Below are 24144 nucleotides of genomic sequence, written 5' to 3' on the forward strand. Positions count from 1 at the left end.
TTTTTTGGAATAATTGTTAATTCGTCGAATAAAGAATACGATAGTTTAATTCTTATTAATCCTTTAAATTTCGTAAGTTCAACATTAAAATTTTATTTTTATTATTTTGCTTTATATGAAGTATTAATTATAGGTTTAAGCGTTTATTTGCCTTTATATATTTGTTTATTTTTTATAATTAGAAAGTTCAGCAATACAATATCCCTACAAGTTTTATATTTACTTATAATTTATAATGTTGCAATTATATTTTTTAATACTCAAATAGATTTCTTTTGTCTATTGATAGTTGGAATTTTGGGACTAATAAATTGGTATATTTTTAATAAATATTTTAACTAAGTGCGATTCTTATGAAAAAGTTTTTTTTATTTATTTTTTTATTAGGCCTATTTTATTCAATAAAATCACAATTATTTAAAGAGCCTTATTATTTTATTGGCCCTGATGAAATGCACGTTTATAAACAATCTCATGACACATTATACACTTCGACAACATTTTCCCTGCAATCTTTTGATGAAATCGATATAAATAAGTATAAAGGTCATTATAAAATATGGGATATAGCTGAAAAACAACCAGATTATTTAGTGATAAAATTAGAAAGTCTTGATAGCATTCCATTAACAACAGACCCTTACCCAATAGATAGATTTAGTATTTCAATTTACAAAAAGAAAAATATAAATGAGTATTCAATTATAAGGGATATTTCTCATTTAACAAAAGAAGCAATGATTAATTATAAGACAGATACAATTCAATTAGAAAATAATTTTGAAATGAGTCTCTATAAACTGTCATATATGAAAGAGTCACTAAAGTTAAAAAAAGTAAAAACAAAAGCTGATGCTGATAAAATTAATAATGAACTTAATAATCCTAAATATTTAACAATTATAGAGAATTATAAGGAACATAATAAATTACCAGACCCTTATGCTGCTATATTAAAAGCAACTTTAATTAATAAAGCTTGTTTAAATCTAGGGTATACACCAATTGGAGCAAGCTTTGCAATGGGTATTCTAAATTCGGATAAAAAAATAAAGGAAAAAGGAAATATAATTGAAGGATTTTATAAGGATCTAATTAAATAAATTATTTTTTGGATATCTAGATTAATATGAAGTAACCCACTGTGCTTTCCTGTTTTAATTATATAATTATCTTACTTAATATAAAACTACAATTGACCTTTACCAAATTTGGTAAAGGTTTTTATTTCAACTTTTATCAAAAGCCTCTCAAAATTTAGGTAATGCAAAGGGTAAATCATTAAATATGGACTTATTTTCTGTTAAAATATCTAATTTACCCAATAAGCCTGGTACTACTCAAAAATTTACATAAAGGAATTTTTTGATTATTTCAGGCTACATCTTAATGATTTCGCGGAAAAGTTCACGCCTGTTGTAGATACAAACTTAGGAGTTAATGATACTGCATTGTGGAATTCAGCAAATCCTTTAAATGCACTCATCAGTATTTATATTACAGTAATAGTAGGTCATAATAACGGTACAGTAATATGCTCTGGAGTGAGTACTAATGCGTGGGTATTTACAACAATTACCAGTCCATGGGATAGTGAACATCCAGTGTCTGGTAATAGATTCTTTAGTTATTATATGTCAGGTCAAGATATGTATATTTACACAAGAAGTGTTGATAGAGTAAATTTACCTATTTTTAATGTATTTCCACCAGAAAAGAATCCTGCTTTTAATGGAGCTGATGAACTTTGGAATGGAATGCAAACTAAGTTAAAGAAATTTGTAAAAGATAATGGAGGTGGAGAAAATGGAGCTACAATCATGCCACCAAAAACATACAGACCATCATTAAGTTCATTAGGATGCAAATAATTAAGGAAATGTTAAAAGTTGCTTTATTATCTATTTTACTCATATTGCTAGTAGTAATTTTTAATATAGATTTTAACATTATACATAATGATATAATGGATGTTTTTATAAGTATCTATTGGCTTTTTGCCATTCTTATAATTTATTTGTTTATATATGTGTTGATTTACTTAATTGTCATTTTTTATTTATTTAAAAATAAAATTATTCGATTTAATTACATTTGTGTTTTATTATGTGTAATTATATTTTATTTATCTGCAATGTTTTTTACAGCACGAAATGAAAGAATTGATAATTTAGTTAGAGCAATTCTAATTATATTAAGCTCTTCGTGGGTTATTTTTTGTTTTTTTAAAAAATGGATAAAATTTAAATAATTATCTTATCAAATATTTATTTTTAATATTTATTCTTTTCTCATTAATAAATTGTAAATCTTATAGAAATTCAGTAACAGGAAATTGGAAACTTATGAGTGTGGTAAATAGTGATGATTCTTATGCTATGTGTTCCTCTTTAATTCCACAAAAAGTTGAAAGCAATAATCCTTCTGTTGCGGGATACCATATTCAAATATTTGACAAACAAGACATAAAATAAATTTGTATTCAATATTAAAATTTTTGCCCTTATATATTTGCTGGTTTTTGCTGGTACGGAAAGCGCTCTTTTATTGCATCTATCAGTCTTGGACAAACCAGAAATTTTTATTTCAGAAAAAAAGATCATCATTCAAGTAAATATAGACTACCATTACCCCATGGATCATTGCTCATAATGAAAGGTGATCTCCAGGAAAACTGGGAGCATCGTATTGCTAAATCGAATATACCAATGAAAGAAAGAATAAATCTGACTTTTCGATTAATAAAGTCTTAAGAATAAACCTTTCGAGAGTGTGCTATAATTTTTGCAAATACTTTTCGGCACATTCGTGTAAAATCTTGTCAATTTCCGAATCAATCTCATGGGAGATATCTTGTGTCCTGTCAAATCCGACTCTACCGCTTCCAGAGTGTCCGAAAGAAATCATATATGCTGTAGAAAGATCTATTTTTTCTTTAGAAAGAAAATATTTATGCTTTTCATTAAGTTCTGCTATTTTAATTTCAACACAATCTGAAATAAATCTTTTCGTTACTACGAAAAACTAGTGATTTTATATGAATTCTGTTGATCAATTTTACATCACCAATAATTATAAAAATCACCATTATGAATATCGAAAGGACAGAATTTATCGCCTGGATGGAGAGAATCATGGAAAGATTTGATCTTCTGAAAGAGCAGATGCTTAAGAACCAGTCCAGATTTATAGAAGTAGACGGAGAGCAGCTTCTGGATAACCAGGATGTTTTACAGCTTTTAAAAATAAGTTCCCGATCATTACAGCGGTATAGGACAGATAAAAAGTTGCCTTATTATACCATTAGCGGAAAGTTATACTATAAGCTTTCTGATGTCCATCAATTGATCAGAGAATGCTTAAACTCTTAATTGTTATAAAAGACATCAACAGCCAAAACGTTCATCACCATTCCAATCTCTGTAAATCTCTGACTGAGCAATTACCTTCATTCCATTAAATGAAATACAATGGAAAATGAATTGATAAACCCTCAGGAAGCTAGTGAACTTAAACCCTCAACAGATACACTCCTTGTCCTGAACATTCATACCAACCAGGTTGAAATGGTCAAAGGTGTAGATAAAGATGGAAACCTTCAAAAAGTTCCTCCACAAGAAAAAAAGGATAATGAGCCGCTGATCAGCGTTGATAAATACGGAGATGTCTTCTCCAACTTCTTTTCCAACTTTTACCGGCAGCTTAAAAATCCCACGCATTTCAACTTTTTCAAAGTTTCGGAATACGATGCTGTTAATACCGCTAACGATCTTCAAAAATATGTTGATCAGGCATCATCTGAAGAAAAAGAAAAGCTGAAAGGCTACGAAGTTTTACCTCAACATAGCAACAATCCAAAAAATCAAAATACAATGGACAACAACACAGAAAATCAGGAGTACCGTTTTCAGCCTGAACAGATCGACTGGAAAACGATGGAAAAGTTCGGACTTAATCAGGAGAAGCTTGAAAAAATGAATGCCATGGATTCATTACTCAGAGGCTTTAAAACCAATACATTAATTCCCATCACCATTAATTTAGGAACAGCAGTCAGCAAGATGGATGTCAGGTTATCTCTTCAAACAGGAGATACGGGACAGGTTGCCGTTCATTTGCATGGAATCCGAAAAGAGCCCAGTCTCAATAATAAATTCTTAGGTCATCAGTTCAGTGATGAAGACAAAAAGAACCTTAGAGAAACCGGGAATATGGGCAGGGTAGTAGATTTGGTCAATCCTAAAACAGAAGAAATCATTCCATCAGTGATCAGCCGTGACCGTTTAACCAATGAATTGGTTGCCTATCGGGCAGAATACATGAAAATTCCTGATGAAATAAAAGGAATTAGGCTTGATGAACATCAGAAACAAACCCTATTGGAAGGAAGTCCATTGTATCTTGAAGGCATGACCTCTAAAAAAGGTGAACTTTTCGATGCCACTGTACAGTTCAATGCGGATAAGCGATATGTGGAATTTTTGTTTGGCAATAACCAGGTACCGCAACAAAGTCAACAGCACAATCATAACCAACAGCAAACTCAACCTATGGATAAAGAAGCCCCCAAAGTATTCAGAGGAAAAGAGCTGGACGATTCTCAGTATGAAAAGTTCAAAGCCGGGCAAACCGTGTACGTTGATGGCCTTACCGATACTAAAGGTAAAGCCTATCAAGGCTATATTACCTTCAATAAAGAAACCTTTAAAACCGATTTCTCCTTCAATCATCCTAATAAACTTAAAGAGGAGGCAAAACCTACAGAAGATCATAAGACCCAAACTGCGGTTAACAACCATGGTAGAAACCATGAAGCTACTAAAAATGTGAAGGAGCCTTTAGAATCAAAACAGCAGCAGACTGCTAGCAAACAACAGGAAGACCAGCAAAAAAAGGTTAGAAAACCACGAGGACCCAAACTATAATAACTATCTAAATCCAGAATATGAAAGCAATCATCGCAGAAAAGCCAAGTGTCGCAAGAGAAATCGCACATTTATTAGGAGCCCATGAAAAGAAGGATGGCTATTTGTCAGGTAACGGATACTTTGTCACATGGGCATTGGGACATCTGATTGAATTAGGAATGCCGGAAGATTATGGTATAAGAGGCTTTAACAAAGCCTCTTTGCCTATTTTTCCCAAGCCCTTTATCCTGACTGCCAAAAAGCTAAAGAAATCAAAAGGCTATGAATCTGATTCTTCCGCTTTAAAGCAGCTCAATATCATACAACAAGTTATCAACCAATGCGGCAGTATTATTGTCGCGACCGATGCAGGAAGGGAAGGAGAGCTTATCTTCCGCTATATCTATCACTACATACAATGCAACAAACCCTTTGAAAGACTCTGGATCAGTTCCCTGACAGAAAAAGCAATACAGGACGGTTTTAAAAACCTTCAGCCAGGCAATACCTTTGACGGTTTGTATCAAGCAGCTAAAGCCAGAAGTGAAGCAGACTGGCTGGTTGGAATTAATGCTACCCAGGCATTGACCATAGCCGGAAACCAAGATGTTTATTCTTTGGGAAGAGTACAAACACCAACTCTTGCACTGATCTGTCAACGGTTTCTTCAGCATCAAAACTTCACCAAGCAAAAATACTTTCAGATCCAGCTCAGCCATAGAAAAGAATATACAGATTTCACCAGCCTATCACTATTACAATGGGAAGAAAAGAAGCAGGCAGAACACATCCAAAAATTCTTAGAGCGGGATGGAAGAGCTGTTGTAGAAGATGTATCTGTTAAAACAGTGCAGGAACAGTCTCCGTTACTTTTCGACCTCACAGAATTACAGAAAGAAGCCAATAGAAAGCTTAGCCTTTCTGCAGATGAGGTTTTACAAACAGCCCAAAGCCTCTATGAGAAACAGTTCATCACTTATCCCAGGACCGGCAGTAAGTATATTCTTGAAGACTTATGGACTGATATACCTGAGCTGGTCAGAATACTGAATCAGACCGAACCATTCAAAACAGCCATAACCCATTTAAAATTCGGAAACTTCAACAAGCGGATTGTGAATAATCTAAAAGTTTCTGACCATCACGGATTACTCATAACCACTAAAACACCTTCCGCCCTTAGCGCTACGGAAAAAGCCATTTACGAGATGATTGCTTACCGCTTATTGGAATCGCTATCCCACACCTGTATAAAACAAGTCACCCAAATCCAGATGAAAGTCCATCATTATGAATTCCAGATCAAAGGATCAAAAATACTCAATCAAGGCTGGCGTGCCATCAAAGGAATTCTTTCTGACAATGAAAATTCTAATAATAAAGATGAAGCCCTTACTGATATTCCAGAGCTCAAATTAGGAGATGAACTGAAGATTTCAAAAACCGACTTAATGGAAAAAGTAACGCAACCTCCCAAACTTTATACAGAAGCTGATCTCTTATCGGCGATGGAAAACGCGGGCAGATCTATTGAAAACAAAGAAGAACAGAAAGCATTATCCAATATAGGCATCGGAACACCAGCCACAAGAGCTTCTATTATTGAGACCCTGCTCAGCAGAAACTATATCATCAGAAAAAGCAAAACCCTACATCCTACAGATAAAGGCCTACAGGTTTACAACCTTGTCAAAGACAAAAAAATAGCCAATGTCCAAATGACCGCAGAATGGGAAATAGCTCTGGATAGAATTGAAAACGGTGAACTCAATAAAACCCAATTCATCAACGACATCCAAGCCTACACAGCAGAAATCACTAGCGAACTCTTATCACTCCATATTCCTCAAGAAAATATCCCACAACTTAAATGTCCGAGATGCCAACAACACAATCTTATCATCAAAGATAAAATTGTCAAATGTCCGGATGAACAATGCAATTGGATTCTCTTCAGAACTATATGCGGAGTACAACTCAGTATTAAAGATCTTACGTTACTATTAACTCAAAACAAAACATCCTTAATCAAAAACATGAAAAGCAAAAACGGTAAAAAGTTTGATGCTTACATATGTTTACAAGATGACTATAGCACGACATTTGAATTTTCGGATAATGACACCAATATAAAATAAAAATATACCCATTAGGACATATTTCGGCAATTTGTCAGCCATTTTTTTAATTAATCTAAAGAACTTGTTATCATCACTTATGCTTTTGATATTACAAAGTTAAATAATTATAAAAATAAGATTTTCTTTGTAGTATTTCAGAAAAATAAATGGTTGAAAATCAATAATATACAAATATAACAATATCTATTGAAGATTAAATTTGCAACAAATAGTAAAAAAATATGCTATAAACTTATAAATTTATATATTTGGTAGCGATTTTACTAATATATATTTTTATTTACTATAAATTATATAATTATTAGATATTTATTAATCATTAAATTCATTCTTATGAAAAAACTAAAAGGCTTGAAGAAACTTTTTTCTTCTTTTGAAAACAAAAAATTAAAAAATGCAGATTCAATATTTGGAGGATTAGGAGCTCCAACAAATGAGTATTTCTCACAGGCGTCTACCAGTCAATGGAATTGCTCTGATATTGATACTTATGTTGATGGTGTACATATACAACGTCAAGAGTGCCTAACTGATGATTGTTCTGATCCTGTTATTACAAATCCATAATAAAAAACTGTCCTATTAGGACAGTTTTTTATTAATAGAAGCTTTATTGTGGAATTTAATGGCCTGCCCTCAATGTGTTTATTTATCTAATTGATAATTAAATAATTGTGATTTAAATGTTCACATTAATTTTATATTTCTCCCGAAATGAATAAAAATATTTTTTTTCTATCTGTTTTACTTCTTATTTTTTCCTGTCAGATCAGAAAACCAGACTATATTTCATATCTTAATAAAGTGAACGAGATAGATAGTGTTTATAGGATAAAAAATGATACACTTACTGCTCTCAAAATGTATCAAAATTTATTTAAAAAATATCCTCCTCACAATTCACATCTTATTGATGAGTACCAAACCTATATTATAATTTCAGATAAGTATCAGCTTGATTTCGGAGGTAAAGAAAGTTTATATAAACTAGTTCCAGTGGTTGCTCCTAATTGGAAATACAATAGACTTGATAAAGATTTATTTGCTTTATATAAAAAGTACGGAATAGATAGCTTAGAAATAGAAAACAAGGTGGCTGATTGGAAAAAGGGGCTTAATAAAAAATTGGTAGATTCTTTCTCCATAGCGTTCTTCAGAAATCAGGAATTCAGAATGCCCAAGTATATTGAAAAGTCACAAAGCATGAATGACAGAAAAAATGCTAAATTATTTATATGGACCTTCAACAACTATGGATTTCCTTCACTCCAAAAAATAGGACTTTGGGGGAATAACAACACTTTTATGCCTATGGGGAATATTTTAAATCATATGGCAGGATTAGACAACAAAGATTATCCTTATTTCAAGGAAAAATTGCTTGAATATTTGAAGACAGGAGAATGTGCTCCTGAAGATTATGCAGAGATGATAGATAAAAGAGCTTATATGGAAGGAAAAGACTGTGTTTATTGTACCGTTAGCAAATCACGTATATCAGATAGTACACAGGTCAATAAAAATCGTAAAGCTATAGGAATGCCAACATTAAAGCATAGTAAAAAAATTAATTCCGATTATTTTAAAAGATAAATATGATACTTATAATTTCTGAAAATAAGGAAAGGGCAACAAATGAAATCATACGTTGGCTTGTTTCGCTTGAAAAAGATTTTATCCGAGTACATGAAGACGAAATTTTTGAAATTAAAACAAAGGAAAAAAGAATATATATTGAGAGCCAAAGAAATTGTTTTTTTATTGACGAGATTACAAGCGTCTGGTACCGAAGAGGTGGTTTAAAGTTTTTAAGAAAGAAATATAAAAATCAAGCAATAGATATTCACATGAATGAACACCAGCACTGGCTTGAAGACTATGTGAGAAATTTTTTAGAAAAGAAAAATCACATTAATAAAGAAAGCAATTATCACGTTAATAAGCTTACTGTTTTAGATATAGCGAAAGAAATAGGTTTTGATGTTCCCGAGTATTTTTTAGCCGACAATACAGATAATGTAGAAATAAATGAAACTATTATCAAATGTATTGCGGGCAATGGAATTTTAAAATTCAAAGACTATCATGGGTCGATGTACACTTCTATTGTTAAGGAAAAAGAAAAAGAAGATTTTTTCATTACATTCTTCCAACAAAAAATTGAAAAAGATTTTGAAATCAGATCTTTTTATCTTAATGGGACAATTTGGTCTATGGCAATTTTTTCACAAAATGATAATCAAACTAAAGTAGATTACCGAAAATATAACAAAGAAAAACCCAACAGAAATGTCAGATATAATCTACCCAAAGATATTGAAGAGAAAATTAAAATACTAATGAATAAATTAGATTTAACATCGGGATCATTAGATTTTATAAAAAGGGGGAATCAAATTTATTTTTTGGAAGTAAATCCGGTTGGGCAATTTGGAAATGTATCGTTCCATTGTAATTATGGATTAGGATTTGAAATCGCAAAAAGCTTATGAAGAAAATAATTAGAGAGAAAAATAAGCTACCACTCATATTTAAGCATATTGAGTTTTCTAAAAGCATGGTTATCATTAAAAACAGATCCAACCTTACTTTTTTTGTCGAATGTGAAAAATACCAAACAGAATATCTGGTCAGATCTAGACCATATAAATCAATTAGTAGACTATTGTGAATTATTTTAATTTATTTAGTAATATTTTAATTACAAAAGGAGTTCAAAGAATTTCAATCACTGACCTACAAAGGGAAAAAACAGAATTATTTCCATTAGAGTTGAGTGATATTATAGACGAACTTAAAGAAAAATCAATAGAAGATACGATCAATTCTTATGATTCAGAATCACAAGAATTCTTAAAAGAGTATTTAGAGATACTTTTAAATAATGAATATGGCTTTATTACAAAAGATGGTTGGGATTCTAATTTTCCACCTTATTCATTTGACTTTTCCGTACCTAATGAAATTACTAATGCTTATTTGGAGATCAATGATTTAAGTATTCTAACGAGTATAAATCGCTCGTTATCAAATTTGGGCACCGAACACATTGTTATCCTTTATAATAAAACCTTATCAATTGAAAGTATTCAGTATATAGAAAATGTATTTAAAAATACAACTATCACTTCAATAGAAATATTTTCTAAATATTCTGAAATATTTAGCGAAGATGTTTTTGAAATAATTGAAGGTATATGTTCCAGAATTTATAATTTCGTTTTTTATTCCTGTAAAAAACCTCCATTTAAGCCTAAAGACAGATATAAATTTAATGTAACTTTTACAAAAGAGCAAATAAAATTGAATTCTTGTGGAAAAGTAGATTTAAAATATTTTAATACAAATTTACCCAAGGTGCTTGAATCTATCAATTATAATTCCTGCCTTTATAAAAAAATAAGTATAGATGTTGAAGGGAATATCAAAAACTGTCCTGCAATGTCTCAAAGTTTTGGAAACATAAAAAATACAACACTAGAAGAAGCTTTAAGACAAGAAGATTTCAAAAAATACTGGAATCTGAATAAGGATGAAATAGATATTTGCAAAGATTGTGAGTTCCGCTATATTTGTACTGATTGCAGAGCTTATACAGAACAAACTAAGATAAGCAAAGAAGGACTTGATGTTTCAAAACCACTAAAATGTGGTTACAACCCTTATACTACTGAATGGGAGAAATGGAGTATAAATCCTTTGAAACAAAAATCAATAAAGTTTTATAGAATTTAAAACTACATTAGAACTAAGTCCTAATGATCGTATTTTGAGATTAATTGTTAATTTTAAAAACCCATTTATAAAACACCTCCGGACTTTTTTTATCTTGGTGTTCTGAATAGCTCTTAAGCCATGAAATATTCATTAAATACTTTCCCAATGAAATTTCCTTTACGATATCATAATCGGTTTTAAAAATGCTCTTCAAATGAGCAATTTCTTTATCAGTTAAAGGAAGTTCAGAAATTTTAGATTTTAAAGAATATACCAATTTATGTTTTGAACGTGAAAAAAAAATATTTTGTTCAGTTTCAATAATGTCTATAAATGGATTATTTCTGTCCCAATCGTCATTAACATATTCTTTGAAGAAAGAAGCATATTCAGATCTAATTAATAGTTCTTTATAATGTTCTTCATCTATCATTCTCAATTTTTCTTCTGCAGCATTTTTCTGTTTTTCTTCAGGTATCACAGATATTTGTTTTCCGGATAATGGTTTTGCAAATATTAATTTATTCCTAAAATAATTTTTTAATATTTTCATATCGTTTTTAAAAACTAAGATTATGATAGTAGGGTATGCAAGAGTTTCAACATCCGAGCAGAACATTTTTACTCAAGTTGAAATATTAAAAGAAAATGGATGTGAAAAAATTTTCACTGATGTTGCGAGCGGAATTCGTGAAGATAGAGCAGGATTAAAGGAAATGCTTACTTATTTACGAAAGGATGACATAATTCTGGTATATAAAACAGATCGAATTTTTAGATCACTCAAAAATATGATTGAGCTAATCGACAAATTTAATGAAAAAGGTATTCTATTTAAAAGTATTACAGAACCGGCATTTGATACAACATCTGCTAATGGTAAGTTTATTATCCAGATTTTCGGAGCAGTAGTCGAATTTGAAAGAAACTTAATAAGTGAAAGAACAAAATCTGGGTTAGAAGGAGCCCTGAAAAGAAAAAAACTTCTTGGCAGGCCAAAGGGATCAAGCCAGTTAAGCTTAGAAAAATATCAATTTGCCAAACACTTATATGATAATAAAAATATTCCTATAAACACAGCATGTAAGCAAGCCGGAATCAGTAAAGCAACTTTTTACAGAATTGATAATAGTTTACATTTGAAAAATAATGATAACTCTAAAACTTAACAAATTTATTTCTATATTAAATATGAACTATGTTAAGCTATTAAAAGCAGATGATGGCCTTGAAAAGTTATTAATGTTCCTTGATATTTTTATATCTAGAAATTTAATAATTAAGATTGACAATTATCCTGATTATGATATCTCACAATACAGAAGATCAGAAATAACTGAATATTATTTTCGAAATAAATGGAATTTTAAATATCTGTTTGATAAAGTAATTAATTGTAAAATTCTAACGAGTAAAATATTCCACATTGACAGTTTAATAGATAGTTCATTAATAAAAGGTAATTCAGATGACGACTTAGAACAATGGCTAAATGAAATTGATTATCATTCTCCAGAATTTTTTGCTGAAAACGGCACCAATCTAAATGAAATAGATGACTTTAAAGTATATGAAATAAGGCTATTACATATAGATAACAATGAAAAGGACATAATATACGAAGGCAGTTTTTTAGGAAATAATGATAATATTGATACCTTAGATTATGGAGTTTTTTCAAAACTAAAGGTTGATGCAATTAATAATTTTTTTGAGTTATTCTATTACGAGGTATTGGCCGAGGCTTATTTATTGTTCACTTCAAAAAATTACAAGCTCGCTTTTTTTGTCTGTTTTTCTGCATTAGAAAGTTTTATAAATACAGAACTTGGAGCTTATGAGGAAAACAAGCTTGAGAAGGGCAAACAAAAGCGATTAAATGAAAAATTAAAGAAACTATTTAAGTTAAAACTGACTACATTAGAAAAACATAAAATTTACACCTCAATTATTAACGATTTAGCTCTTTATATAAAAACACGCAACACTATTGCACATGGAACAAAACCAATAGAAGTTACAGAAACTTTTACTAAAAGATTTTTAATATTTACTTGTACAATATTAATTATATATCAAAATCAAATCGTTACTTTTCAACAGCTTTTTGAAAACTGTAAAATCATTACTGGCAAAAAAATCTTTTTATGATAAATAAAAATCTTTATAGTTGATACTAAATTTACTCTGTTCAAAAACAGCCTCACGAAATTTAACATTTGTATATCCTGATGTATTTACGATATTGAATATTTGCTTTTTATCTTCTTCAGAAGTATTCAATCCGAACGTTATACCTATCAATTCAGATTTATTAAAATCGTTTAGGCAATTAGCACTAGTGCTAATTGCTCTCCATTCTCTTTCGTAAATCCAATCTTTTCCTTTTGCACAAATTATTTGATAAGGAATTGCCAACATCTGTTCAATAGGATAATCAGAAATATTTATGACTGGAAATGATTCAAAATAATTTACAGGTACTAAATTACGAGTTAAAAGACCATTATTGATATCTTTAGCAAATTCAAGCACTAATCCTCTATGACTATCTGCATAATGGCTCCACATTAATGTGGAATTCTGTACTTCTGAAAAACAAGTAATGCCTAGAAATTCTATAATATTTGAATAAGCACTATAAGAATTAATTAAATTAAAATCTACAGGTTTTTTTAGCAAAACATCCCAAACCATTTTGTTAATTTCAGGTAATTTAATTCCAAAGAATTTATTGAATTTATTAAAGTTTTCTCTGCATTCTTCTTCTGTATTACCAAAGTTTAAATGAGCCTTACAATCGAAAGGATCATTAAAAGTATTAGGGGTAGCAAACCATAGTTGTCCATTAGCTAGGTTCTTTTTCAAATTATCATTTATCTTAGTGTATTTATAAAAAAAATCTGGAAGTAATTCTAGACTTTCTTCATAAGTTAGATCATAAGTATTGATCCTAATTGATTCCATATTATCAATTTTCGTATGTGAGCTTCTCAAATATAGAAAACTTTTTTGTATTTGCAGATTTCACAAATGATGTTTTTAGACAATTTAATTTATCTTCGCATAAATTATACAAGGTCTTTATTCATATTATAAGAATCCAGACCTTAATATTGAATTTATAGAATGGATATTACTGCAAAGCTTTGGTCTTTTTGCCATATATTAAGACACGATGGCGTAGACAATGCTGATTATATAGAACAACTTACTTATTTGCTTTTTCTAAAAATGGCAGATGAAAGTGGCATCAATGTACCTATAGCTTGTCAATGGAAACACTTATTAGAAAGAAACGGTGAAGATCTGAAAGAGTATTACGAAAAAATTCTCCTTACTTTAAAAAAAGAAAATGGTATTTTGGGTCAGATATTTCAGGAACCGATTGCGAAAATAAAAAATCCTGTAAGCTTAAAAAAAATTATCGACGGTATTGAATCTATCGGTTGGACGAGTTTGGGAAAAGATGTTCAGGGAGAAGCTTTTGAAGGTTTACTTGAAAAAATTGCAAATGAAGGGAAAAAAGGGGCTGGTCAATTTTTTACCCCACGCCCACTTATAGAGGCAATTATAAATGTTATAAAGCCTAATCCTTTAGAAAAAAAAGATTTTAAAATATCTGATGTCGCTTGTGGAACAGCAGGTTTTTTAACGATGGCTGTGGATTGGGCAAAAAAAAATCTCTCAATAACGGAATGGGAAAAAGTTAAAAACAACTGTTATTATGGTCAAGAACTAGTTGTACGCCCTTACAGGTTAGCATTAATGAATTTGTTTTTACATGGAGTAGATCCTAAACTAGATTTAGGAGATTCAATATATTCAAATACTAAATATAAGAACAAATTTGATTGTATAATCACTAATCCGCCGTTTGGAACAAGAGGAATAACTGGCTCTCCAAAATTGAGAAATTTTCCAGTAACTACAAGTAACATTCAAATTAACTTTATCCAACATATTTACGAAGTACTAAATAAAAATGGAAGAGCTGCTATTGTATTACCTGACAGCAGTTTAACAGATGCAAAAGCTAAAGATGTATGGAAGATTATACTAGAAGATAAATCTTGCAACTTACATACTATTTTAAAATTACCAAAAGGAACTTTTAATCCATATGCCACAGGCGTAAAAGCATGTGTAGTATTTCTTACAAAAGGAATGCCTACAAAAAACTTATGGGTATATGATGCAAGAACAGATGTAGCAGATGTCAATAAATCATCTCGCCCATTAGAATATGAAAAACATTTTGGTGATTTTGTTAAAAGCTATGGAAATGACTGTAATGGAAGCAGTAAAAGGAACGAAACTGAGAGATTTAGAAGCTATACTTTTCAACAAATTATCGACAGAGGTTTTGATCTATCTTTTAATAATATTTATCAACCGGATAAGTTAGAAAAACCCGTTTTCTATTTAAATAGGTTAATAACAAACTATGAGCAACAATTAAATTCGCTAAAAGAACTCAAAAAACTTTTAAAATAGAACCAATGATTAAAATGCTATGTAAAATTCAATTGCGAGAAATTCTCGTTATGCAAAAAGGCACAAAACCTTCAATTCTTAATAAAAAAGAGTTTGATGGAAGCGTGCCTTATCTGGATATTAATGCATTGGAAACAGGAATCATTAAAGAGTATACTTATAAGGAATTAGGTAATATAAGTGAAGAATCAGACATTCTAGTGGTTTGGGATGGTTCCCGTTCAGGACTGTGCTTTAAAGGTAAATTTGGTGCTATAGGATCAACAATGATGCGACTAACTCCACTATTATTCTCATCAGAGTATATTTATTATTTCATAAAAAGTAAATTTAGTTATATAAACAATAATACCAAAGGTAACAGTATTCCACATGTGGATCAAGATATATTTTTTGATATTCATATCCCGTATATACCTTTAGAAAAGCAAAATCAAGTTGTTTCTCTTATCGAAAAAAAATTACATCAGAAATATCTGTTATTACAATTACAAAAAAATAGTGTATTAAATACATTAACGGATATAAATGTTGAATATGAGCATAACGATGTAGATATCTTACAAAGTTTTGAAAATTTCAAACAGGCATTACTTACTCATGCGTTTTCTGGACAGCTTTCATCAGATTTTAGAAATAAAAATCTAAAGTCTAAATTAAAAAAACCTGAGTTAGTTGATTATGAACCATACTTAACCGAATTTTCAATACCTGATAGTTGGCATTGGATAAATCTTAGAAATATTTCTCAAATAAGCGTTGGTTCTACTCCTAAAAGAAGCATAAAAGCATATTGGGATGGAAATATCCCTTGGGTAAGTAGTGGAGAATTAAAAAATTCCTATATTTTTGATACTAAAGAAAAGGTTACTCAATTAGGTATTAAAGCAACAAATCTTAAAATTTTGGAAAAAGACACACTTTTGATGGCAATGGTAGGTGAAGGTAAAACCAGAGGGAAAGTAGCACTTTTAAAAATCCCAGCAGCTACTAATCAAAATATTTGTGCTATTTCCTTGATCAAAAATATTAATCCAAAATTTATTTTTTATTATTTCCAATTAAGATATAAAGAAATAAGAAATGGATCTATTAATGCGAGATCTAGTAGCAGTCAGTCTGCACTAAATAGTATAATTATAGGAAAATTTAATATTTGCTTACCGGATTATGAAGAGCAATGTTTTATTGTTAACCGTATTGATGAAATTTTTAGCCTTGTTGATAAACTATCTTCAGAATTTGAGCAAGCCCAAAGTGATCTAACTAAGCTTGAAAATTCAATTTTAAATGAAGCCTTTATTTTTAGTTATGAGGAAAATACAGATCAAAATGAGAAACTGACACAATTAAGGAGCAAGTTGGAATTTGAGAGAGCTAAAATTGAACAAAATAGAAAAGAAATACGTAAAAGTCAAGCAAAGTTTAAAAAAGAGCATTTTATGAAAAATACTACTGACAATATAATTTCCGAACTTAAAAAAAAAGCTCTCAAATTATTCAAAAATAAAAATATCTCAAATGAAGACAAAATAAAATTATTTGAAAATTTACAATCTACTATTCCTGGAATGGATTTCGACGATTTTTCAATTGCATTTCAAGAATTAGCACAAGAGAAACTTCACACAAACGAAGCTGAACCTTTTTTTATTTCAAAAAACATTTCAGGCAAGCTTCACCATATCATTAATACAAATGAAAATTCAATACCTAAAACTTTATAATAAGTATAGAAGTTTAGAACCTTTTGAATATAGGTTTTTAAAACATCCTCTTTTAAAAGATAAAATCGATCCCATTTGTTTAGTGGGATTAAATGGAAGTGGAAAATCAAATTTTTTAGAATTGATTTCAGATATATTTTATGAAATTGAAGTCTTTTTTTTATACACTAATAAACTATATCTAGAAGATAGTCCTAAGTATTTTCCTTATTCGAATAACAAAACAAAGGAACCCATATTTTTCCATATTGAATACGAAATTTCAGTCAATAATAAACCCGAAACAATTAAAATTATTCGGACAAAAAAAGACTCTAGCATAAAGTTTTATATTAAAAGTGAGAGCCAAGACATATTTAATGAAAATGTATTTAATATATTAGATAATTCTATTGCAAGGAACTATTTACCTCTCTTAGTTTCTTATACGTCTGGATTAAATGATTTACTAACTCTACCCTATGTAGACTTACAAGATTATTATGCACAACAAGTAGCTTTTGAGGCTCTTTCCAACTCACATCAACAAAAAAATATACTTTCTCCAAACTTACTCTTATTAAACTATGATTCAAATGCGGCCATAGTTATTTCAAATTTTTTATTAGCTGATCAAAAAAAGAAAAATATTTTTCAGAATAATCTCCGGATTTCTGGAATGAATAGCTTCCGAATTGTAATTCGATTAAATAAACTTTTCGGCAATAAAAAAGTTAAGGTTACAAATGAATTACAAGCATACATTCAGCAGCTAAATGACTGTGCCTCACTTGCAAATGTAAAAGTTGACAATAATAAAGGAAATGAATACGTATTTGATTTTATAGTTAATAAAACTACTATAGAACTTTTTAAAGATAAATTTGGAAGTGTCCAAAAACTTTTTGAAGCTCTTACAAAGCTCAATTTATTAAACACCTTATGCATTCAAAGTAAATATAAAGATCTTTTACGTAAAAAACGTGAAAAAGGACAACTTATAAAGTTCCCACAAATTGCATCTTTAGATAAAATTTTTAGCATTGAAAATATTGAATTAATCCTTAACAAGCCAAATCTACGAACAGAATATGAAAAAATAAGTGATGGAGAACATCAGTTCATTCATATTTTAGGAGGTATTCTACTTTTCGACCGTGAAAATTCTGAAAGAGAAATTTTATATCTTTTAGATGAGCCCGATACACATTTTAATCCTTTATGGAGAAGCGATTTCTTTTATCAAATGGAAACAATTTTAGTAAATAAAAGTGTAGAATTTATTGTGACAACTCATTCTCCTTTCATCCTTTCAGACTGTCACGGATATAATGTATTTAAATTTAAAAGAGAAGGTGATAAGGTAACTTTTGAAAGAGTCGAGAAAGAAACATACGGTGCTACTTACGAAAATGTTACTGAAAGCATTTTCGATCCTAATACTGAAAATTATAAACATTTTGATAGCCGAATAGCTAAACTCTCATACCTAGATATTGAAAAGCTTCATCAAGAACTTAATTCAATAAATTCAAAAGAAGAATGGTTAGAAAAAACCGATAATTTAATGAGCCGTATTAGGATGCTTGGAGAATCAATCGATAGGCTTTATTTACTTAAACAATTTACCGACTGTCAAGAAAAATATACACAAGATAGTATTTAAATATTTATGCTGTTCTACTTAAAACTAAATAACCACGACATAGAGAAGCTACATGAATTAATGAAATACTTTTTTGGAAAAGTTAAATCTCTTAATCCTACTTCTTTTGATAGTAATGTTTTATTGCCTATTTGGTACAACACAGATCCTGTCTTTAAAATGAGTAAATTGGAAAACTTATTGGGCTCTTTTATTGAGTTTAATCAGTCTCTAAAAGATGATATTATTAACGCTTTTTTGAGTGTTGATGATATTTCTAAATTATTTGAAGATTCAAGCTTATCAATTCCTACAGGAAGAGATTTTGGAACCATAAGATGGAAAACGGTTAGAGATTCAGCAGGTAAAGTCAAAGAATTAACAATTGCAGATTTTTTATCACAGCTTTTTGGATATCTGTATAATAATCAATTAAGTAAAAAGGATAGTTCCTTTTGTAAAAAAATTGATTCAAATTTAGCCCTATTTTATAAATCCTTCGTTAAGCATAATGCAATTGATTTTATAGAGAATATGGTATGTCCGTATTGTGGGCTAGAAAAAATTCGGGACGAAGAAAACATACGTAAACCCGATCATGACCATCTTCTTCCAAAAGGAAACGATTTATTTGTTTTTTCAAGTGTTAATTCAAAGAACTTATTTCCATCAGGCACTGATTGTAATATTATTAAAGATACGGCAATATTATTGTACTCTGACGACTTACATATACGATGTAAAGCATTTTATCCATATTCCATAGGACCACATCCTTTTGAACTATACAATGTAAGTTTAGAATGCATACAAATTCCTAATTTTAGCAATTCTTATAAAGGTGACTGGAAAGTTAAAATTATACCAAATGACCCAGAAGATGTTATAACAGCAGAAAAAATACAGTCTTGGGATAGAGTTTTCAAAATTACCTCAAGATATGCAAAATTAATTAGTACTTCAAATAAGTCATATATAGACAAAGAATTGAATCTTACCAAAATACAAAATGTGGAAGAATTGGTAAAAAAAATTAAAGAACAGCGAGATAGATTACCAATTACATATTTTATGTTGAGTACTGAAACTGAAGTTATACCAAGAAAAATTTTTTACGAATGGGCTATAAATGAAATTTCATATCTGAAAGAATTGATGAGAATTAATATTAAACATATTTCTGGTGTAAAAGTAGATTTAGACTTTTAAGTATAAAAGTCTAAATTGAATTATTTATAGTACTTAAGATTAATCTTTTTCGCAACTACTACTGTATTTTTCGCAATTACTATTATGCTTTCGCATTATCTATTGTAATTGACACTTGTATTTAAAAAAATTCAGTACTATAATGAAAATTATAATCGATATTCTATTTATGCACAAGTAAAGGATATTGATGTTTATGGGACTGAAGAAACCATTGATGGCGAAGTACATACGGATATTATTTTCAATTTTGAGGAATACGTCGAAATTGACGAAGTAAAAAACCACTTAAATACAATTGCTATTTATGATGCAAAAAATACTTTTTTAGATAGCTATGAAATGACAAAATATGCTAACAATCTTTTCAAGATTAAAGAAGCAGATCTTGCCAGATATAATATACAATTCTTCAAAGAAAAAGCTAAACAAATTCTAAAGTAAATAAGCATAAGAGTTATAGGCTTGTAGAACACAAGAATAAGATTTATTTAAGAGGTATTACTTCAATTAATAAGTATTTCGAATATGGTGTTGACTTTACTTTTGTAGTAAGTATGCTAATTTTGCATCAAAATATGAAAGCTAATCCTGGAATCGAATATATTATAAGAAGTGCAGCTTTAAATGAGTCTAAATTAGACTTAATTGTTTCTGAAAAATTTTTGAAAGATGCCAGAGCATTTGGAAGTATATCTACTGCAGTTAATATTTCGACAAATGATTTAGGACAAGGCTCACTTAGTTTTTCAAATATAATAAGTGTGGGTCGACTTGAAAAAGGATTTTTCATCTATCGAAGAAAATCCGAGGTAGAATCAAATAAAGAGATAGTTCCTCATACAACAAAGCCAGAAAATGTCTTTCCCATATTTAATAATATGGGAGGTGTATTAAATACAAGTGACGAGTTTATAAAGGAATTAACTGAAATAAAGGCTATAAAGAATCCTGACGAGTTAAGAGTAAAAATTTTATCTAAGATAAGTAGTCCCCGAAGCTCTCTTAAAGGCATTACTAAACTTTCAGATATTTTTAATCGTAAAATTGATAACGAAATTTCAAGTTTTGCAAAATTAATCGAAATGTGTGAGAAAGCAGAAGAGCTAGAGATCGATTATGATTTAAAAGATAAACTGCGTTATATTATCTCTGACATAATGCTGTATGGAAGCTAAAAGAAACCCGATGTAATAGTTAATTTACATCGGGTTTTCTTAGAATGAATCTTCTTTAATTAAAAAACAAACCTCAGTTTTTTTCTTGTTATTTTATCATCTTGAATTAGAATTTATCATTTTCTTTTGTAATTGACAATTGTCGTAGTAGATGTATTTAATTATTTTATCATAGAGAACGTTGGAAATTTATTTATATATCTAAATTTGCATTGACATATTTCATTTTTATTTTGTTCCAGTTATTTCCAACATAACAGAAATATCCTTCGTTAGCATTATTTTCCGTTTGTAAATTGCTTTTGCTTTGGATATTCTGATTTATGGGTTGATTTGTATACTTTTTAGATTTTAATTTGGATATTAAAAAATCTTCAAGGTGTATTGATTGTAATTTTTTTTTCTTGAACATACTTCGATATATATAATATTTTTTAGCACCATGAGTAAAATGTATCAAGACTTTACAGATTTCTTATAATAAAGTTATCCGTTCCATAATTTGCGATTAATTTTTTTCTTAATTCTGGTACATCTTGAAAAGTAAACAAATCTCCTTTCATCAATATTTCATTACTATAGAGTTGAATCTTATCAGATGATATTTCAATTTCTGAATTATTGGATTTAAATTGAAGCATATAATGTTGCTTTCCTATATTATTAATTTTTGATCCCGATCTATCTTTCATAAATTTGATTTGAAAAAGTTATTTTAATTGTCGTAGTAGGTGTTACGTAATTATTTTAACATAGAGAATGATAAGAAATTGTATTTAATATTGCTTTAGATTTGTGTTATCTACTTATAGTCCTTTTTCAGAAAATATACTGTTATTATACTTATTGATTTTAAAAACCAAAGGTTACATAAGACCTTTGGTTCAACACTAGGTAATGAAAAAAATGAATGACTTTAATGAGATTATAAACATCTCTTATCATTAATTCTTCTTTTAATTAAATTTTATAATTTAATGTTATTTTACAGCACCTACACAAAATGAGAACATAGAAGCTGAAGAACCCCTTGGATTTTGTGTAGATATTTCAATCTCATCAAACCATACTCCACCGATATTATACAGTATTGATCCTCCAGATTTGTCAGCAAGACTAACAGTATTTGTTACAGTTAAATCATTACCTTGTACTGTAAGTCTAAATTTATTTAAGCAATTACCTGCTGTTTTAACAATAGGAGAAACAGGAATTCCTTTATTTTTTAATTTAAAATGAATTATTTCTTCTGCATGTGAAACTGCTTGAAATACTTTAAAATTACTGATTTCTTTATTAAATTTTATAGTTATCTTGGCTTGGATTATTGTGTTACCGGGAACTAAGAGCGTATTATTAATACCAAATAAATTTGCTGTAGTAGCTGGAAGGCCGCAAGTAGCTTTACCAACATCAGGAGCAGTAATTTTAAAGGCGCCATTATAATTGTCAAACTGTGCTGTTACTGGTACTCCGTTAATGTTACCACTCCTTGTCCCATTTCTAGGCGTGTAATCAATATAGAACCCGTTACAAGATGTGCCTAAGTTTGGATCGGGCGGAGCTACTGCTGCGCATTTGTTTACCCATTTAGTAGAGTTCCAGTTTTCCATACATTTTGTGGCTGTATTAAAAATCATCAATCCTGGAGGTTTAGGATTTATGGCATCCCTCTGTATGGTAGTCATTCTTGGAGGTAGAAATCCTTGATAGGATACATCTTGCCCCAATACAATATTAGATATAACTAATAAACAAATTATTATATGTTTTTTCATAAAAATTTTAAATTTTAGTTATAATTTACCCAAGCAGTCCCATTATAATATTGCATGATATTCACACTTGTATTATAGATCATCAATCCCTGTGTTTTAGATGCGATAGCGTCTCTTTGTACAGTCGTCATTCTGGGTGGAAGAAATCCTTGCGTTGTTGATGACAATTCTAGGATAGCACTCGGATGAGGATTTGTAGTACCAATTCCTACATTACGTTTTTTTGTTATGGTCATTGCTTCTCCATCGCCGGTTTCAAAAGCAAATGCTCTTCCATCATCACCCCATATTGAAGATAGTTTCATATATCTTCCAAGTCCATCTTTATAGTTACCAATTGTACTTTTATAAGAAGAATCTGAAGAGCTTATAGTAATGGCATTTGAGTCTATATTTTCTCTTACCTCAAGTTTTGTATCCGGCGTAGCTATTCCTATCCCCATTTTTCCTGATGATGTTATTGCAATATCATCAATTTGTTGGTCACTTGTAGGTGCAGAATTGATATTGTTATTTTTTGCAGCATCTATATGAAATACAGTTTGGGGAGTTGCTGTTCCGAAACCTATATTTTGGGTTTGTGAAATAAACACTCCCGGTTTAGCAGGATTATACAAACCAGAGCTTGCAGTACCAATTGCCAAGCCGTCGAATCCATACGTAGTCCCATTAAAAAACGGAGACCTCTCAAAATTACCTTTACTTGAGCTATATTTATAAAATGCTCAACTTTGATGAGATGAGATTTCAGGATTCATCAAAAGTGATAGAAAATAAGATTTTAAAGCTTTTTCCGGATAAACCATTAACATATAATTTTATTGCGTATCGTTTACTAAGTAAAAGTACATCGAATCTGGATTCGGTTGAGTACTATTTGAATAAAGCATCTGCGCTCAGCGGTAAAGCACCATTTGAACAAAAAGGGTCTATATATGCTTCTTTTGGTGATTTATACCATAGAAAAGGCGATTTGCCAAAAGCATTAGATTATTATTTAAAGGCTCTTTCTGTATTTCAAAAAGCTCAGCGTGAGCTAGATATTCTAAACATGTATAAACAGCTTTATACTTTGTACGGATATTTGAATAATAAGGAAAAAAATGTTGAATATTATAATAAATATAACCTATTAAGAGATAAAATTGGTGAGAAGCAAAAAAAAGCAATGGCTTTTGCATTAAAGAAAATTTCTGATGAAGAAAAAGTGCAACATAAATCAGAAAGAATAAAGATCTATACGGTTTCATTGATTTTTATTATTTTACTTTCAGCTCTCGTTATTTACTTTAGGAAAAAATATATCAACAAACAAAAAGAAAAAGAAAAAGAGATTTTGGAATCCACTATAGTCTTGGATTAGAAA

The 24144-nt window shown here is 29.8% G+C and carries 24 protein-coding genes; 19 read left to right on the forward strand and 5 right to left on the reverse strand.

The window, feature by feature from the left end; translation table 11 throughout:
- Positions 1 to 353 precede the first annotated feature (353 nt).
- The 10 genes from PFY10_19825 (at position 354) to gwsS (ending at position 10783) form a co-directional block, all read left to right on the forward strand.
- The gene (locus tag PFY10_19825) at positions 354 to 1103 is read left to right on the forward strand and encodes a hypothetical protein (GenBank protein WBV56439.1); all 750 of its coding nucleotides are present in this window, start codon (positions 354 to 356) and stop codon (positions 1101 to 1103) included.
- A 348-nt stretch (positions 1104 to 1451) separates the two neighbouring features.
- Positions 1452 to 1871, forward strand: a complete 420-nt coding sequence (locus PFY10_19830; GenBank protein ID WBV56440.1) for a hypothetical protein — start codon at positions 1452 to 1454, stop codon at positions 1869 to 1871.
- 684 nt (positions 1872 to 2555) lie between these two features.
- Positions 2556 to 2753: an alpha-ketoglutarate-dependent dioxygenase AlkB gene (locus PFY10_19835; protein WBV58963.1), complete on the forward strand. Its 198-nt coding sequence runs from the start codon at positions 2556 to 2558 to the stop codon at positions 2751 to 2753.
- Between the two features lie 336 nt (positions 2754 to 3089).
- Positions 3090 to 3371, forward strand: a complete 282-nt coding sequence (locus PFY10_19840; GenBank protein WBV56441.1) for a helix-turn-helix domain-containing protein — start codon at positions 3090 to 3092, stop codon at positions 3369 to 3371.
- Positions 3372 to 3470: 99 nt separating this feature from the next.
- Positions 3471 to 4925, forward strand: a complete 1455-nt coding sequence (locus PFY10_19845) for a DUF3945 domain-containing protein (GenBank protein WBV56442.1) — start codon at positions 3471 to 3473, stop codon at positions 4923 to 4925.
- A 20-nt stretch (positions 4926 to 4945) separates the two neighbouring features.
- Positions 4946 to 7045 carry a DNA topoisomerase 3 gene (locus PFY10_19850; GenBank protein WBV56443.1) on the forward strand — a complete coding sequence of 700 codons (2100 nt, stop codon included), beginning with the start codon at positions 4946 to 4948 and terminating at the stop codon, positions 7043 to 7045.
- A 336-nt stretch (positions 7046 to 7381) separates the two neighbouring features.
- Positions 7382 to 7615 (forward strand): grasp-with-spasm system A modified peptide, encoded by a 234-nt coding sequence (locus tag PFY10_19855; GenBank protein WBV56444.1) that lies wholly within the window; start codon positions 7382 to 7384, stop codon positions 7613 to 7615.
- A 147-nt stretch (positions 7616 to 7762) separates the two neighbouring features.
- Positions 7763 to 8641 carry a hypothetical protein gene (locus PFY10_19860; GenBank protein ID WBV56445.1) on the forward strand — a complete coding sequence of 293 codons (879 nt, stop codon included), beginning with the start codon at positions 7763 to 7765 and terminating at the stop codon, positions 8639 to 8641.
- Positions 8642 to 8643: 2 nt separating this feature from the next.
- Positions 8644 to 9540: a grasp-with-spasm system ATP-grasp peptide maturase gene (gene gwsG / locus PFY10_19865; GenBank protein ID WBV56446.1), complete on the forward strand. Its 897-nt coding sequence runs from the start codon at positions 8644 to 8646 to the stop codon at positions 9538 to 9540.
- A 175-nt stretch (positions 9541 to 9715) separates the two neighbouring features.
- Positions 9716 to 10783: a grasp-with-spasm system SPASM domain peptide maturase gene (gene gwsS, locus PFY10_19870; GenBank protein WBV56447.1), complete on the forward strand. Its 1068-nt coding sequence runs from the start codon at positions 9716 to 9718 to the stop codon at positions 10781 to 10783.
- 40 nt (positions 10784 to 10823) lie between these two features.
- Here gwsS and PFY10_19875 read toward each other — a convergent pair whose 3' ends face one another.
- Positions 10824 to 11318 carry a hypothetical protein gene (locus PFY10_19875; protein WBV56448.1) on the reverse strand — a complete coding sequence of 165 codons (495 nt, stop codon included), beginning with the start codon at positions 11316 to 11318 and terminating at the stop codon, positions 10824 to 10826.
- A 22-nt stretch (positions 11319 to 11340) separates the two neighbouring features.
- Between PFY10_19875 and PFY10_19880 the strand changes: the two genes are divergently transcribed.
- Positions 11341 to 11934, forward strand: coding sequence for a recombinase family protein (locus tag PFY10_19880; GenBank protein ID WBV56449.1), 594 nt, complete (start codon positions 11341 to 11343; stop codon positions 11932 to 11934).
- A gap of 22 nt (positions 11935 to 11956) precedes the next feature.
- Positions 11957 to 12916: a hypothetical protein gene (locus PFY10_19885; protein WBV56450.1), complete on the forward strand. Its 960-nt coding sequence runs from the start codon at positions 11957 to 11959 to the stop codon at positions 12914 to 12916.
- Here PFY10_19885 and PFY10_19890 read toward each other — a convergent pair.
- Positions 12911 to 13732 (reverse strand): DUF2971 domain-containing protein, encoded by an 822-nt coding sequence (locus PFY10_19890; GenBank protein WBV56451.1) that lies wholly within the window; start codon positions 13730 to 13732, stop codon positions 12911 to 12913. The two genes, PFY10_19885 and PFY10_19890, sit on opposite strands and share 6 nt — an antisense overlap.
- Before the next feature lie 162 nt (positions 13733 to 13894).
- On the opposite strand from PFY10_19890, the gene PFY10_19895 reads away from it, so the two are divergent.
- The 6 genes from PFY10_19895 to PFY10_19920 all read left to right on the forward strand — a co-directional run bounded on the left by PFY10_19895 (position 13895) and on the right by PFY10_19920 (position 21000).
- Positions 13895 to 15262, forward strand: coding sequence for an N-6 DNA methylase (locus PFY10_19895; GenBank protein ID WBV56452.1), 1368 nt, complete (start codon positions 13895 to 13897; stop codon positions 15260 to 15262).
- A 5-nt stretch (positions 15263 to 15267) separates the two neighbouring features.
- Positions 15268 to 16989 (forward strand): restriction endonuclease subunit S, encoded by a 1722-nt coding sequence (locus tag PFY10_19900; protein ID WBV56453.1) that lies wholly within the window; start codon positions 15268 to 15270, stop codon positions 16987 to 16989.
- Entirely contained in the window at positions 16961 to 18634 is a 1674-nt protein-coding gene (locus PFY10_19905) for a restriction system-associated AAA family ATPase (GenBank protein WBV56454.1), read from the forward strand. The genes PFY10_19900 and PFY10_19905 overlap by 29 nt, the downstream gene beginning before the upstream one ends.
- A 60-nt stretch (positions 18635 to 18694) precedes the next feature.
- On the forward strand, positions 18695 to 19822 hold the full coding sequence (locus tag PFY10_19910) for a hypothetical protein (GenBank protein ID WBV56455.1): 1128 nt from the start codon (positions 18695 to 18697) through the stop codon (positions 19820 to 19822).
- A gap of 108 nt (positions 19823 to 19930) precedes the next feature.
- Positions 19931 to 20266 carry a hypothetical protein gene (locus PFY10_19915; GenBank protein WBV56456.1) on the forward strand — a complete coding sequence of 112 codons (336 nt, stop codon included), beginning with the start codon at positions 19931 to 19933 and terminating at the stop codon, positions 20264 to 20266.
- Positions 20267 to 20400: 134 nt separating this feature from the next.
- Positions 20401 to 21000 (forward strand): hypothetical protein, encoded by a 600-nt coding sequence (locus PFY10_19920; GenBank protein ID WBV56457.1) that lies wholly within the window; start codon positions 20401 to 20403, stop codon positions 20998 to 21000.
- Positions 21001 to 21464: 464 nt separating this feature from the next.
- Here PFY10_19920 and PFY10_19925 read toward each other — a convergent pair whose 3' ends face one another.
- From PFY10_19925 to PFY10_19935, 3 genes are all read right to left on the reverse strand, one after another.
- A complete protein-coding gene (locus PFY10_19925; protein WBV56458.1) occupies positions 21465 to 21692 on the reverse strand; it encodes a hypothetical protein in 228 nt (75 codons plus the stop codon).
- A 288-nt stretch (positions 21693 to 21980) separates the two neighbouring features.
- The gene (locus PFY10_19930; protein WBV56459.1) at positions 21981 to 22778 is read right to left on the reverse strand and encodes a hypothetical protein; all 798 of its coding nucleotides are present in this window, start codon (positions 22776 to 22778) and stop codon (positions 21981 to 21983) included.
- A 14-nt stretch (positions 22779 to 22792) separates the two neighbouring features.
- Positions 22793 to 23422, reverse strand: coding sequence for a hypothetical protein (locus PFY10_19935; protein WBV56460.1), 630 nt, complete (start codon positions 23420 to 23422; stop codon positions 22793 to 22795).
- A gap of 59 nt (positions 23423 to 23481) precedes the next feature.
- Here PFY10_19935 and PFY10_19940 point away from each other — a divergent pair, with 59 nt between their 5' ends.
- Positions 23482 to 24141: a tetratricopeptide repeat protein gene (locus PFY10_19940; protein ID WBV56461.1), complete on the forward strand. Its 660-nt coding sequence runs from the start codon at positions 23482 to 23484 to the stop codon at positions 24139 to 24141.
- Positions 24142 to 24144: the final 3 nt, after the last annotated feature.

It is taken from the genome of Chryseobacterium daecheongense, assembly GCA_027920525.1.
GTDB classification, from domain to species: domain Bacteria; phylum Bacteroidota; class Bacteroidia; order Flavobacteriales; family Weeksellaceae; genus Chryseobacterium; species Chryseobacterium proteolyticum.